Consider the following 12,971-nt stretch of genomic DNA (forward strand, 5'->3'; position numbering starts at 1 on the left):
TACCGGTACGATTTTGAGGATGATGTCCTGTACGGATTGGGGGCGTGCGCCGGCTGTGCGCTGTGTCTGCTGGTTTTGTGCGTGGGTGTATCTGTTGCTCGCGGTGAAGCCTTCGCTAGAATCGTCCGCTGCTTTGGTGCTTTGATGTTTTCATCCCCACAAGGAGGATCGCATGATCGCCGATCCGCTTCATCTCGACGAAGCCGCCGCTGCACTCGCGCTGGCCGCGCTACCTGTGCCGTTTGCCGTTCTGTTCGAACGCGGCGATGTGTCCGTCGAACTGTTCGCGCCGCGTGGCGTCGATACGCAGACGCCTCATGCGCGCGACGAGCTGTATATCGTGTCGTCGGGATCGGGCACGTTCCGTCGCGGTGACGAAACGTGCGAGTTTCGTGCAGGCGATCTGCTGTTCGTGCCGGCTCACGTCGACCATCGCTTCGAGCGCTTCACCGACGATTTCAGAACGTGGGTGATTTTCTTCGGACCCGAAGGCGGTGTGCGGTCCTGATTGTTGAGGTTTCCGAGGTTCGCATTTCGCATCGTCGCTTCAGGCTTCTTCAGTCATTTTGCCGAGCGGCGTGAAATGATCTCGCATGCATTCCGGTCCGAACTCCGGGATGCATCCCTCGGAATGATGCTCTCATTCCTTTGCCTCGCCCGGTGATCCGATGCGGGGTTTTCTTTTGCGTGCTTCACAAGCTTCACGCCACTCGCGCGTACCGGTTCACGACGATCCCGCTTGCGTAGCTGTCCGAGCGAATCAACCGTAATTTCGTGCCGCGTCGTGTGTCGTGAAAGAGCGCGTCACCTTTGCCGACTGCGGTCGGGTTCACGAAGAACTGGAACTCGTCGACGAGCCCTTCGGCGATCAGCGCCGACACGAACCCCGTGCCGCCAAATGTGATCATGTCGCCGCCCGGCTGTTGCTTCAGCGCGTCGACGTTGCTCGCGAGGCCGCCGTGTGCGATCGTCGTGCGTTCCCATCGCGATTCGCTGAGCTTGTCCGTGACAACGACTTTCGGCGTGTCGACGATGCGTTGCGCGAATGCGTAGTCCGGGTCAGCGGGAAAGCGCGTGGCCGCGTGGCCCCAGTGATCGAGGTAGCCTTCTTCGATCATCGGGCGGCTCAACAAAATGGTGCCGATCGATTCGAAGATCTTGTTGAAGTCGCGCTTGAGCGCCTCGTCCCAGGTCCAGTCGTCGCCCCAGTTCCACACCTGCCAGTCGAGCGATTCGTCGGCTGCGCCGACATAGCCGTCTATCGACATCTGCATTTGTACGATCAGCTTTCTCATGGGAGTCTCCTTACCAGGGTTCCATAAAAAGATCTGCTATCGACCGCGATCAGGCTGCACTGCCAAACGCCTCGCGAGCCCATTGTTCCAGCGTGGTCGGCGTCGTATTGCCGGCATTCCGCGTTTCAACCGCCCAGCGCTCTTCATCATTAAAGCTGCGCGCCGTTTCGATCACGGCATCGGCGAAGCTCGTCGACATTCCGGTTTCGAGCATCCCGGCACGCGCGGCATCGAGCGGCACCTGCACGTACTCGACGTCCCGCTTGCCGAGTGCATTGCCGAGGATAGCGGTGGTTTGCGCGAGCGTGTAGTCGCCGGCACCGTGCAGTTCGCGGACCTTCGACGCGGGAAACGACGTCGCGGTCAGCAGATCCGCCGCGACGACGCCGACGTCGCGCGACGCGATCATCGGCATCGGCCGGTCGCCTCTAAACGGCGTAGCGAAGCTGCCGCTTTCCGCCTGCGCGGCGAACGCGAGTCCCTTCTGGAAATTTTCCATGAAGAAGCCGGCGCGCAGATGCAGCAGTTCGGAGATCGCGAGCGCGTTCAGACGATCCTCCATCAACGCAGCGCCGAGCGACGTGCCTTTTTTCAGCGGCGCGTTCAGACCGCTCAGCAGGATCACGCGACGCACGTTCGCGGCCCGCACCGCATCGGCCAGCTTCTCGCCGATCTCGCGTTCGCGCTCGTGCAGATCGCTCGCTGCCCAGTCGAACGGGATCATCACGAAGGCGCCGTCGGCGCCCGCGAACGCGTCGCGCAACGCCGATGTGTCGTCCAGCGAAACACCGGCTGCACGCGAGACGGGCCGCACCCTGTGGCCCGCTGCCGTCAGCCGTTCGACGATCGCGCTTCCGACCGTGCTGGTCGCGCCCACTACCGTGTAAAGACGGTTTTCAACGGATGTGTCCATGATCTGCTCCTCCTTCGGAAGGGCGACGTCGAGGCGACATTGACTGGTTGTGTTGTGCAAGCAGTTGCAGATTAGTTTCAATGATCCTAAAATGCAAGCGGTTTTATAAGAGGATCAGTCATGGACAATCACCGATCGCTTTGTCCGATCAATCTTGCGCTCGAAATCATCGGCGACAAATGGAGCCTGTTGATCATTCGCGACCTGATGTTCGCCGACCGGCGGCATTTCCGCGAGCTGCTGCAGGCGGAAGAGGGAATTTCGTCGAACATCCTCGCCGAGCGGCTCGGAAGGCTGGTCGACGCGGGCATCCTCACGAAGGCGGACGACCCGACGCACCGGCAGAAGGCGATTTACAGCCTGACGCCGATGGGCATCGATCTGCTGCCTGTGCTCGCGCAGATCGGCATCTGGGGCCGCAAGCATCTACCGGTGACGAAGGAAAGCGCCGCTGCTGCAGCGCGGCTGGAGAAGGGTGGTCCGGCGTTGTGGAAGACGTTGCAGGCCGAGCTGCACAAGACGCATGTGAAGCAGTGATTTGTGCTGCGGTGCGCTGAATTGGGCGCGTAGCACCTGTCTACGCCGGCACCGCCTTACCTTGCCCACTCTTCGCACCACCCTGCGCGCGCACCGCGCCGGGCGAATGCCCCACCACCCGTTTGAACGCACGACTGAACGCCGCGAGCGACCCATACCCCAGCCGATACGCGACGCTCTCGATCCCTTCGCGATCGTGACCAATCCACTGCGCGGCGAGGCGCATGCGCAGTTCGGTCAGATAGCGGACGGGCGTCATGCCGGTCGCCGCGAGAAATCGCTCGGCAAAAACGGAGCGCGAACTGCCCATCTCGGACGCGAGTTCGGCGACGGTCCAGTTGCGCCCCGGATCGCGATGCAGCGCGACGATCGCCCGGCCGAGCCGCGGATCGCGCAGCGCCTGCACCCAGCCCATCGCGTCGCCGCAGCCGCATTCGACCCAGCCGCGCACGATAAACGCGGCCACGACGTCCGCGAGTCTCGCGAGGATGCCCGCGTAGCCCGCGCGTTCGGTGCGCGACTCGCGCTCCATTGCGTCGAGCATCGGCTGGATCTCCGGATATCGGCCGAGCAGTGTGCCCACGTGCATCACCTCGGGCATCGACGTGACGAGCGGTTGCATGCTGCCGAGATCGAATTCCATGCAGCCGCTGAACATCAGCGCATCGTCCGGTGGGACGGGCGGGTATGAACCGTTTGCTTCGGCGTGCGCGGCGCAGTGCTTCGCGTTTTCCACCGACGCAATCGCATCGCAGATTTTCGCCATGTCGAACGTAGTGATCTCGCGGCTCGGGACGTCCGCGGCGGACAGCAGCTCGTGCGCGCCACCGTGCGGCAGCAGCAGTGCGTCGCCGGTTTCGAGCGGGTAGAGCGTCCCGCTCGTACTGCGCAACAGCACGGGCCCACGCCCGACGAAGTGGAACTGCGCGCGGCCCGGCGCGTGACCGAAGCTCACGCCGAACGGTCGCTTGACCTGGATGCGCCGGTACTGAACGCCAAGCAGGCGCATGCCCAGCAGCAGTTCGCTGATCAGATCGTGGGCGTCGGAAGGGGATGACATGTCGGTGATCCGTACGGTTCGGACGATCGATCAAGCATAGCGGATTTTACGTCATAGACCGTCTTGACCCTGCTCCTTATCCTGTCATTTCCCTTGGAAACCCCTGCTTCCCGGAACGGAACGCCGAATGAATTCTCGCGATACCTACGTGCAAGCCGCCGATGCCATGCCGGCCGCAAATGATCCGCCCGCGCAATCTACGGGCACGTCTACAACGTCGACAAGCAAGCCCGCATGGAGCGCCGTCTTTTCACTGGCGCTCGGTGTGTTCGCGCTCGTCACCGCCGAGTTCCTGCCCGCGAGCTTGCTGACGCCGATGGCGTCGAGCCTCGGCGTGACCGAAGGCGTCGCCGGCCAGGCCGTCACCGCGACGGCGGCGGTCGCACTGCTGACGAGCCTCGTGATCGCCACGGTCACGCGCAGCATCGACCGCCGGCGCGTGTTGCTCGCGTTCTCCGTGCTGTTGATCGCGTCGAATTTCCTCGTCGCGTTCGCGTCGAACCTGCCAGCGATTCTGATCGGCCGCGTGCTGCTCGGCATCGCGATCGGCGGTTTCTGGACGATGTCCGCCGCGACCGCGATGCGGCTCGTGCCCGAAGCGATGGTGCCGCGTGCGCTGTCGATCATCTTCAGCGGCGTGGCCGTCGCAACGATTGCCGCCGCGCCGCTCGGCAGCTTTTTCGGCAATCTGATCGGCTGGCGCAACGTGTTCCTGATCGCGGCCGCGCTCGGCTTCCTCTCGCTCATCTGGCAGGCGGCGACGTTGCCGAAAATGCCGCCGAGCGGTTTGACGCGTCTACGGACGCTGATCGACGTGCTGATGCGTCCGACGGTCGGCCTCGGCATTCTCGGCACGATTCTCGTGTTCACCGGACACTTCGCGTTCTTCACGTACCTACGGCCGTTTCTCGAAGGGGTCGCGGGCGTCGGTGTGAACGGACTGTCGGCGATCCTGCTGGGCTATGGCGTTGCGAATTTCGTCGGCACGTCGCTGGCGGGGCGTTTGCTCGAGCGCAGTCTGCGGCTGACGCTGATCGTGATGCCGACCGCGATGGCCGTGATTGGCGTCGCGCTCGTCGTACTCGGTCGCGCGCCGATCGCCGATGCGGTGCTGATCGCGCTGTGGGGCGTGGCGTTCGGCGGAGTGCCGGTCGCATGGTCGACGTGGGTGACGCAGACGGTGCCCGACGAAGCGGAGAGTGCGGGTGGGCTTATCGTTGCAGCAGTTCAACTGGCGATTGCGACGGGGGCGGCGGTCGGTGGCGTCGTCTTTGACGCCAGCGGTGTGAAAGGTGTGTTCCTGGGCGCAGTGGTGGTGCTGGTCGTCGCAGTGGTCACGATTCTGTCGGGTGTTCCGGCAAGAGCGGCGGCTGTTGCGCGGTGATGGCGAGGTGGGCTTTGATCGAGACGCTGGCTCAGCGTCTCGATGATTAATGGGCAATGGGCGCTCCGTCAACGCCCATTTCCACAGGCCAACTACCGACGAACCTTCGATCCGTTCAACGTCACCGCCTCGCGGATAAGCGCCTTCAATGCTTTCGCGTCGATGGCCTCGCCCTCATGAAAATCGATCGCGCGACGCGTATTGCCGTCGAGGCTCGAGTTGAAGAGGCCGGCCGGATCCTTCAACGATGCACCCTTCGCGAAGGTCATCTTCACGGCGCTCTTGTACGTCTCGCCCGTGCAGATCATGCCGTCGTGCGACCACACCGGCACGCCTCGCCACTTCAGTTCTTCGACGACGTCGGGATCCGCTTCCTTGATGATCGCGCGGATCTTGCTGAGCATCTCGCCGCGCCAGTCGTTCAGCCCGGCGATTTTTGCGTCGATCAGTTCGGATGCCGATTCGCTGGGTGGTGCCGCCTCGGTCGCGCCTTTCTTCATGTCCTTGTCTCCTCGATCTCTCCTGTACTGCCGCCGTGCATGCAAGCGTCAATCGATCTTCGCGAGCGTCTGTTCGAGATTCGCGAAGAACTTCTGCCATCCGTATCCGGCGCCCTGGTAGGCTTGCTCCTGATCCAGCCGGAAGCCCGCCTGTTCCATCCGCAGCTGGGTTCCGGTTTTTGTCGGTGTCAGCGTCCACGTGACCACACTTTCCAGGCCATACGCCGCCCACGTATAGGACAGCGTCTTGTGCGGCTCGATCTCCAGAACCTGGCAGTCGACGGAGCCCCAGTCTGCGCGAAGACTGAACCGGTGATCCGCGACCGGCTCGAAATCGGTCTGCATCAGCCACTCGGAGATCAGGTGCGGCTGCGTGAGCGCACGCCAGATTTTCTCCGGCGGAAACGGCATCTCGCGTTCGACGATGACGGAACGGGTTTCGGTCGTTGGCTTGTTCATTGATCCATCCTTTTGAGTAGGTCTTCGAGGCGGTCGAAACGGTTCTGCCAGAACCCGATCATGTCGCTCGTCCAGTCGGCCAGTGGCGCCAGCGCACCGATCTGCGCGGCGTAGTGCGTCTGCCGGCCCGCCTGACGATCGCGTACCAGCCCGGCCTGCTTCAGCACACCGAGATGTTTCGAGACCGCCGGTTGCGAGATCCCGGCACGCGCCGTCAACGCGCTGACTGTCTGCTCGCCTTCGCGGCACAGGCGCTCGAAAATAGCCCGCCGGGTGGGATCGGCGAGAGTCCTGAAGAGCGCATCGTGAGCATTCGGCATGTCGTATTGATAACCCGTTGGTTATTGGTTAACGATAGTCGCCGAGGTGCGGGGAAGTCAAGCGGGAATGTGTGTCGGTGCGATTATTTTGGTTTTCGAGCCTCAAAATGGAGACTGATTTGATGGACTGACACCCTGGTGTTTCATTGGTGGCCGAGATTTTTTGTGAAGTATCTCTGAATGGTTATGCGTCGCTTCTCACGCGACAGTGGACTCGAGCGCCACGATCGACAGCAACATCGCATCGCAACGAACGAGCCCATCGCCTGCCCGCGCTACGACGCCGCCCCGTACTCCAGCTTCGGATACCAGTCCAGTGCGCGACCTTCCGGGGTCATGTCGAGGATCGTCCAGATCGGCATCGGTTCGGGTGCCCCGCGCGGATCTTCGCCAGGGTCGGCGGTTTCGGGTCCGAGTTCCGCAGCCCAGAAATGGCGTACTGTGCCGCCCGATCGCGTGAACACGTTGAATGCGGGATTGTCGCCACCGCCTGGCTGTTCGTGCGCGTAGTCGCGATTGAACGTGTTGCCGCCCGACGAATACAACTGCAGATAGCGCCATCCGCGTTCATGCGCGAATGCGACCAGACGTTCGACCGGCGCGCGCCCGATCACCGCGAACGCGACGCGTTGCAGGATGTCGCGCATTTCGCCGTCGAGTGCGCCCAGCAGCGACGCGCACATCGGACACGGCTGTTCACGCTGCGGACCGAACATCCAGTTGTAAGTGACGAGCGTGTCGAACTTGCCGAACATCTGCGAGAGCTTGACCGGCCCGTGCTCGCCCTGGAACAGGTAATCCTCGGGCACCTCGCCGCCAGGCGGCAACGCGCGGCGTTGCACTGCAACGCGTTCGATGTGCCGCCGCAATTCGATTTCCTCCTCCAGCAGCGCATTGCGCGCACGCCGGTACTCCGCACTTTCGCCCGGGTAACGCAGCGGCGACTGGGCCAGCTCGCTTGCGGGTTTTAACGTCGGTGTGGATCCGTTTGCCGAAGTCATAAACGATCTCCTTCTGGGTGGACTGGAATGGGGCCGCTCGCGCTGCGTCGCTGCATAGCGATAAGCGTCGTCCCTACTGGCACGACGAACGGCACAGTCGGAAATCGACAACGGCGCCATCGTCGATCGAAGATTTTTTCGTCTGTTTCCGGAATTCAGAGTAGTCCAGATGGAGAGGCTATTCGCTAAAACGTGGGCGCCGCGATCAAATGGCGATGCATCCACGCTTCGAGATCGCTGACCGGGATGCCGTGCCGCACGTTGAACGTGTCCGCCTTGTCCCACGCGACACCGCTTCCCGCCGCGAACACCGCACGGTACTTGCGCATCGTGTTGCCCGGTTCATCGGCGAGCGTTTGGAGAAGATGCCGCACGCTCCATGCTTCGCGACGCACGGTCAGGCCGAGCAACGCGTCGATGGTATCGGCGAGCTGCCGGTACGTCACCGTATCGCCTGCGACTTGCACGATCTGGTTCGCGATGCGCGGCTCGGCGAACAGGATCTCGGCCGTGAGTACGCCGATGTCTTCGGCGGTCGTCACGGTCACCGCGTTGTCCCAGCTGCCGAGCGCGTGCACGATGCCGGCGTCGAGGTCGACGACGCCGAACGACGGCTCGAACAGGAAGCTCGTGAACATGCCCGTCGACACGATGATCCATTCGGTGTCGTGCTGCGCGCGCAGCATGTCGCGCACGTCGAGTTGTTCGTCGAACAGATCCTGTGCGCTGCCTCTGCCGATCACGTCGTAGTCGACGCCGAATTGCCATGGGAGGTAGCGCTTGATGCCCGCGTCGAGTGCCGCGCGGGCGAGCTTGCGCTGGATGCCGGGACCGCCGACGAAACCGGTGCACGACACGACGTTGTCGAATGGCGCAAACGTCGCGGCGAGGGCTTCGGTCGACTGCGCCGACAGATCGCCTGCGAGTATCCGGATACCGAGCGCGCGCAGTTCGGCGATGTCGCGTTGCCGCGCGGGATCGGTGGAGTCGATTGTCGATTGACGCAGCAGGACCGTGACGGACACGCCGGCTGTCGCGCGTCGCGCGAGCGCACGCAGCATGGCCATGCCGAGTTCGCCGGCGCCGAGAACGAGAATGGAATGAGGGTGCGACATGGGGATGACCTCGTGGAATGGGAAGACGGTTCGAGCGAAGTGTAGGGGCGGTCAGCCACGTCATTGTTCGCCGTGCCGGAATTGATAAAACGTGTCGCCAACGCTGAAGAACCGTCTTTCCTGCGACGGTAAGATGCGTTTTCTTTAGATGGCCGAACCGGGGACGTGCGCTCATGGACAAACTTCACGCGATGACCACCTTCGTACGCGTCGTCGAAGCGCAGAGCTTCAGCAAGGCGGCGCAGACGCTGTCGATGCCGCGTTCGTCGGTCACGACGACGGTCAAGAATCTCGAGCAGCATCTCGGCACGGCGCTGCTCAGACGCAGCACGCGAACACTCAGCCTGACTGCGGCGGGCGAGCGTTACTACGCATCGTGTCGCGCGATCCTGTCGGAGATCGCGCAGGCGGAAGGCGCACTTGCAACCGATGCGACGCTACCGCGCGGCCGCGTGCGTGCGGACATGCCAGGCGTGATCGGCCGCGCGATCGTGTTGCCGAGACTGCGCGAATTCGAGCAGCGCTTTCCCGATATCGAACTGGTGCTCGGACTGAGCGACCGGCCTGCCGATCTGATCTACGACGGCATCGACTGCGTGATCCGTACCGGCGAACTCGCGGATTCGAGTCTGATCGCGCGACGCCTCGGCGTACTGAACTGGCTGACGTGCGCGTCGCCGCGCTATCTGAAAGAGCACGGCGAACCCGCGACCGTCAGCGCGCTACGCACGCATCGCGTGATCAACTACGTGACGAACGCGACGGGTCGTCCGATGGACTGGCGCTTCACCGTCGACGGCGAAGATCTCGCGCTGACGATGGAAAGCCGCTTCGCCGTCAACGAAACCGAGGCGTACGTGCAGTGCGCGCTCGAAGGACTCGGACTGATCCAGATGTCGGAGTTCGTCGCGGCGCCGTACATCGAGACCGGTCGATTGAAGGAGGTTCTCTCCGGCATGCGTCGCGCACCCGTGCCGGTGTCGATCGTCTACCCGGAAGCCCGGCAGGCGACGGCGGCGGTGAGGGCGTTCGTCGGGTGGATTGCGGAGATTTTTCCGCCGGACGGTCTGGTCTAGATCGCCCGTTTGTCCGGTCGCCTCAAGCGGTCAGGGTAAGTCCCGATAGAGATACTGTTTACTAATAATATTATTCATCGGCGAATTCATTACCAGACCTTTCCTCTGCGTCCTGTCTAATTCTCGTGGGATGGCTGGTCGCGTACGCAAGAAATTAATAATAATTTAGACCGCTTCCTGAACGGGATCTCAGCAATCATCTTGCATGGGATCGGAGCGCCTGCTCCGATCGACCGAGGAGACAGACGTGCGCAATTATCTGGTGCTTGCGGCAGCCACGATGCTGGCCGCGTGCGGCGGCGGGGGCGATTCGCCTTCCGCCGTTCCGACGGCGAACAATCAGACGCCGGTCGTCGATGCGGCGGCTTCCGCTGCTGCGGCGTCCAATGCCGACAACGAATTCAGGGCGACGCAAGCGACGCCGCTCGGCATGAAGGTGTCGACGCCGCCCGTCGTGATCAAGGATCCCGACCAGCATCTGCCGCCGTACGTGCCGCCTCCTCCGCCGCGCGCGCTGTCGACCGTGACGCTCGGCTATGGCGATTTCACGAGCTATCTCGCGGCCGGTTCGACGCAGGGCTGGGTGCCGGGCACGTCCGCCGGCAGCATCACGATTCCGCCGCCGGCCACCAACGGCACCGGTGCCGGCGACAAGGCTGTCGCACTCGGCAGCACCTATGCGACCGCGTCGTACGAAGCGGACATCACCGTCAGCGCGCCGGTCGGCAACGGACCGGCGAACGCGGGCTTCATCGTCCGCACGACGAATCCGACGGCAGGTGGTCCCGACAGCCTGACCGGGTACTTCATCGGTCTTGACACGGGCTCGCACTCGCTGGTCGTCGGCCGCGAGAACAACAACTGGACCAACTTCATTGCGTATCCGGTCGCGAGCGCGGTTGGCGGCAGCACGCATCATCTGAAGGTCACGACGAGCGGCACCGCGATCACCGTCGATCTCGACGGGCAACGCGCGATCAGCGTCAACGACGCGACCAACGCGCTGCCGGCGGCATTCGCATCGGGCAGCTTCGGCGTGCGGCGCTTCGGCGTCGGCGCGACGTTCAGCAACATCACGATCAAGACGTATCCGGCGGTGAAGTCACCGGTCTACGATTTCTCGAAGGTCGTCGGCATGGTGTACACGCAGTCGAACGCGGTGAACGCGATCGACTTCTGGGAGAACTACGACCCCGCGCTCGTCAACCGCGAGCTGACGTATGCGCAGACCTACGGCATCAACACGATCGCCGTGTATCTGCATTACCTCGTGTGGGCCAACGACCGCGTCGCGTTCCTGAGCAAGTTCGAGAACCTGCTGGAGATCGCCGCGCGTCACGGCATCAAGGTGTCGCCGATCTTCTACGACGACTGCTGGAACACGACGCCGCAGTATGGTCCGCAGCCCGCGCCGGTGTGGGGCGTGCATAACAGCCAGTGGGTGCAGTCGCCGGGCACGCCGATCGAGCAGGCGTACTTCCAGCCGAGCGCGTCGAATGCGAACGTCACGTACAAGGCGAGCCTCGCGAACTACATCACCGACTTCGTCGCGCCGCACCGCAAGGATCCTCGGATCATTTTCTGGGAGCCGATGAACGAGCCGGGCTGCAGCGGCAACGGCTCGCTGCAGGAGACGCGCGCGGTGATGATGAACGACGCGCGCATCGCGATCCTGAACGCCGGTGCCACGCAGCCGATCAACTCGCCGCAGGTGCAGGAAGACGAGGGCACGTACTTCTCCGATTTCTACGCGTTCCATCCGTACAACAATCCGTACACGGGTCCGGTGAACGGCAGCTCTGTCAACGCGCTGAATTCCGAAACGCTGCAACGCGGCTTCCCGGGCACGACCGGGCAGACGATGTCGGGGATCGTCTCGAACTACGGCGGTACGACGGGCTTCATCATCTGGGAACTGATGATCGGCCGCACGAACACGCGCTTCCACTGGGGGCAAGTGCCGGGCGCACCCGCGACCGTCGAACCGGCGACGCCGTTCCAGGGGACGATCTACCCCGACGGCCATCCGTGGTCGACATCGGAAACGCAGGCGCTGACGGGTGGATTCGATGTGAAGCTGCCGGTGTTGAACGTCGCGTACTACAACGACCCGACGTTCAACAGCGCGCCCGTGAAAAGCTCGATCACGCCGCTGATCGACTTCGATCTGAACACCGAGCGCGGGACCGATTCGCCGGATGCATCGGCGGGCGTCAATGCGACCGGCTACGGCGTGCGCTGGACCGGCGCGATCCAGGCGGCGGTACCGGGCTTCTACACGTTCTCGATCAACAGCGACAACATCGCGCGGCTGTGGATCAACGGTGTGCAGATCATCAACAAGAAGACGTCGTCGCTGTCGACCGTCAAGGGCACGACGTGGCTGAATACGCGGCGGCCGGTGTCGATCAAGGTCGAGTACGTGCACAACACCGGACCGGCGAGCATGCATCTGATGTGGTCGAATCCGCTGGCAAGACGGCCGGATGCGCTGAAGGTGGTGCCGTCGGGGTCGCTGGTGGGGATCGGGTAGGCGGGTTTGGTTTGGGAAGGAATGGAGCCGGCGGCGCTGTTTGGGCCGCCGGTTTTTTATGGCGATGAGCGAGTCGCTGGATGGCCTCGGCTCTTTGTTCGTGTCTCCGGCGGGTTCGACGTCATCGAAGCCATCGACTTCTCGCGACCTGCATCTTATCTATCCGTGTCACCGCAAAACGAAACGCATCCGCGCGATCCGGATCGCGAAGCCGTTCATCGACGCAGGCTCATTCCTGCCCGTCTTCACACGCCTCGGCCTCAGCCATTCCCCGCCGTCCCACCGTGGTCGTCGCGATAAAGCGGCGTGCCGCGCGATCCCATGCGTACGGCACGTTGCCGGCGCGACACGGCCCCGCGAAGTCGCAGTAACGGAGGTGGACGATCAGAACCGGTCCGTCGTGAGTGACGATCGGTACCTGGTCCGCCTTCTGGCCCATCAACAGCGTCTGGTGTCGACGCTGTCCCCCTTGATCGACCCACGCGACATCGACGCTCACCTGCGCCTGATCGAGGCCCGTGCTCATCTGCGCGGCACGCCACACGACCGGCGATGTGCCGGGGAACGGATTGACCTGGCCGCGCCGGACGCCGTCCAGCGACGGATCGGTCGGATCGATGCAATCCGCCGCGGCGAGGCCGCTGTGCATGCCGAGCAGCATGATCGTCGCGAGCGCATGCGGGAGCGTGAGTCGCTTTGCCTGATCGAATGTCATCACAAACGCGGTGCCGGTTTTGCGGAGTGCCTATGCTAGCCGATCCCGCTCGATCGAGTTAGT

General features: G+C 63.2%; 14 protein-coding genes. 5 read left to right on the top strand and 9 right to left on the bottom strand.

Annotation, left to right across the window (positions count from 1 at the left end; translation table 11 throughout):
- Nucleotides 1-172: 172 nt before the first annotated feature.
- The gene (locus tag E1748_RS10300; protein WP_133646981.1) at nucleotides 173-508 is read left to right on the top strand and encodes a cupin domain-containing protein; all 336 of its coding nucleotides are present in this window, start codon (nucleotides 173-175) and stop codon (nucleotides 506-508) included.
- Nucleotides 509-701: 193 nt separating this feature from the next.
- Here E1748_RS10300 and E1748_RS10305 read toward each other — a convergent pair whose 3' ends face one another.
- Nucleotides 702-1,295, bottom strand: a complete 594-nt coding sequence (locus tag E1748_RS10305) for a dihydrofolate reductase family protein (protein ID WP_133646982.1) — start codon at nucleotides 1,293-1,295, stop codon at nucleotides 702-704.
- Between the two features lie 49 nt (nucleotides 1,296-1,344).
- The gene (locus E1748_RS10310) at nucleotides 1,345-2,208 is read right to left on the bottom strand and encodes an NmrA family NAD(P)-binding protein (RefSeq protein ID WP_133646983.1); all 864 of its coding nucleotides are present in this window, start codon (nucleotides 2,206-2,208) and stop codon (nucleotides 1,345-1,347) included.
- A gap of 120 nt (nucleotides 2,209-2,328) precedes the next feature.
- On the opposite strand from E1748_RS10310, the gene E1748_RS10315 reads away from it, so the two are divergent.
- Nucleotides 2,329-2,745, top strand: a complete 417-nt coding sequence (locus E1748_RS10315) for a winged helix-turn-helix transcriptional regulator (RefSeq protein ID WP_133646984.1) — start codon at nucleotides 2,329-2,331, stop codon at nucleotides 2,743-2,745.
- Nucleotides 2,746-2,785: 40 nt separating this feature from the next.
- On the opposite strand, the gene E1748_RS10320 is transcribed toward E1748_RS10315, so the two are convergent.
- Nucleotides 2,786-3,805, bottom strand: a complete 1,020-nt coding sequence (locus E1748_RS10320; protein WP_133646985.1) for an AraC family transcriptional regulator — start codon at nucleotides 3,803-3,805, stop codon at nucleotides 2,786-2,788.
- A gap of 166 nt (nucleotides 3,806-3,971) precedes the next feature.
- Between E1748_RS10320 and E1748_RS10325 the strand changes: the two genes are divergently transcribed.
- Entirely contained in the window at nucleotides 3,972-5,189 is a 1,218-nt protein-coding gene (locus E1748_RS10325) for an MFS transporter (protein ID WP_133647328.1), read from the top strand.
- Nucleotides 5,190-5,281: 92 nt separating this feature from the next.
- Here E1748_RS10325 and E1748_RS10330 read toward each other — a convergent pair whose 3' ends face one another.
- From E1748_RS10330 to E1748_RS10350, 5 genes are all read right to left on the bottom strand, one after another.
- A complete protein-coding gene (locus E1748_RS10330; RefSeq protein WP_133646986.1) occupies nucleotides 5,282-5,689 on the bottom strand; it encodes a DUF1801 domain-containing protein in 408 nt (135 codons plus the stop codon).
- A 48-nt stretch (nucleotides 5,690-5,737) separates the two neighbouring features.
- Nucleotides 5,738-6,148 (bottom strand): SRPBCC family protein, encoded by a 411-nt coding sequence (locus tag E1748_RS10335; protein ID WP_133646987.1) that lies wholly within the window; start codon nucleotides 6,146-6,148, stop codon nucleotides 5,738-5,740.
- Entirely contained in the window at nucleotides 6,145-6,468 is a 324-nt protein-coding gene (locus tag E1748_RS10340; RefSeq protein WP_133646988.1) for an ArsR/SmtB family transcription factor, read from the bottom strand. Before E1748_RS10340 ends, E1748_RS10335 begins: the two co-directional genes overlap by 4 nt.
- Before the next feature lie 275 nt (nucleotides 6,469-6,743).
- Nucleotides 6,744-7,469, bottom strand: a complete 726-nt coding sequence (locus E1748_RS10345; protein WP_133646989.1) for a DUF899 family protein — start codon at nucleotides 7,467-7,469, stop codon at nucleotides 6,744-6,746.
- Between the two features lie 185 nt (nucleotides 7,470-7,654).
- Nucleotides 7,655-8,584 (bottom strand): aromatic alcohol reductase, encoded by a 930-nt coding sequence (locus E1748_RS10350; protein ID WP_133646990.1) that lies wholly within the window; start codon nucleotides 8,582-8,584, stop codon nucleotides 7,655-7,657.
- Between the two features lie 173 nt (nucleotides 8,585-8,757).
- Here E1748_RS10350 and E1748_RS10355 point away from each other — a divergent pair, with 173 nt between their 5' ends.
- The gene (locus tag E1748_RS10355; protein WP_133646991.1) at nucleotides 8,758-9,660 is read left to right on the top strand and encodes a LysR family transcriptional regulator; all 903 of its coding nucleotides are present in this window, start codon (nucleotides 8,758-8,760) and stop codon (nucleotides 9,658-9,660) included.
- A gap of 247 nt (nucleotides 9,661-9,907) precedes the next feature.
- Nucleotides 9,908-12,193, top strand: a complete 2,286-nt coding sequence (locus E1748_RS10360; protein ID WP_240766433.1) for a PA14 domain-containing protein — start codon at nucleotides 9,908-9,910, stop codon at nucleotides 12,191-12,193.
- Between the two features lie 229 nt (nucleotides 12,194-12,422).
- On the opposite strand, the gene E1748_RS10365 is transcribed toward E1748_RS10360, so the two are convergent.
- Nucleotides 12,423-12,908, bottom strand: coding sequence for a hypothetical protein (locus E1748_RS10365; RefSeq protein WP_133646992.1), 486 nt, complete (start codon nucleotides 12,906-12,908; stop codon nucleotides 12,423-12,425).
- Between the last annotated feature and the right edge of the window lie 63 nt (nucleotides 12,909-12,971).

It is taken from the genome of Paraburkholderia flava (genome assembly GCF_004359985.1).
In the GTDB taxonomy this organism is placed as follows: Bacteria; Pseudomonadota; Gammaproteobacteria; order Burkholderiales; family Burkholderiaceae; genus Paraburkholderia; species Paraburkholderia flava.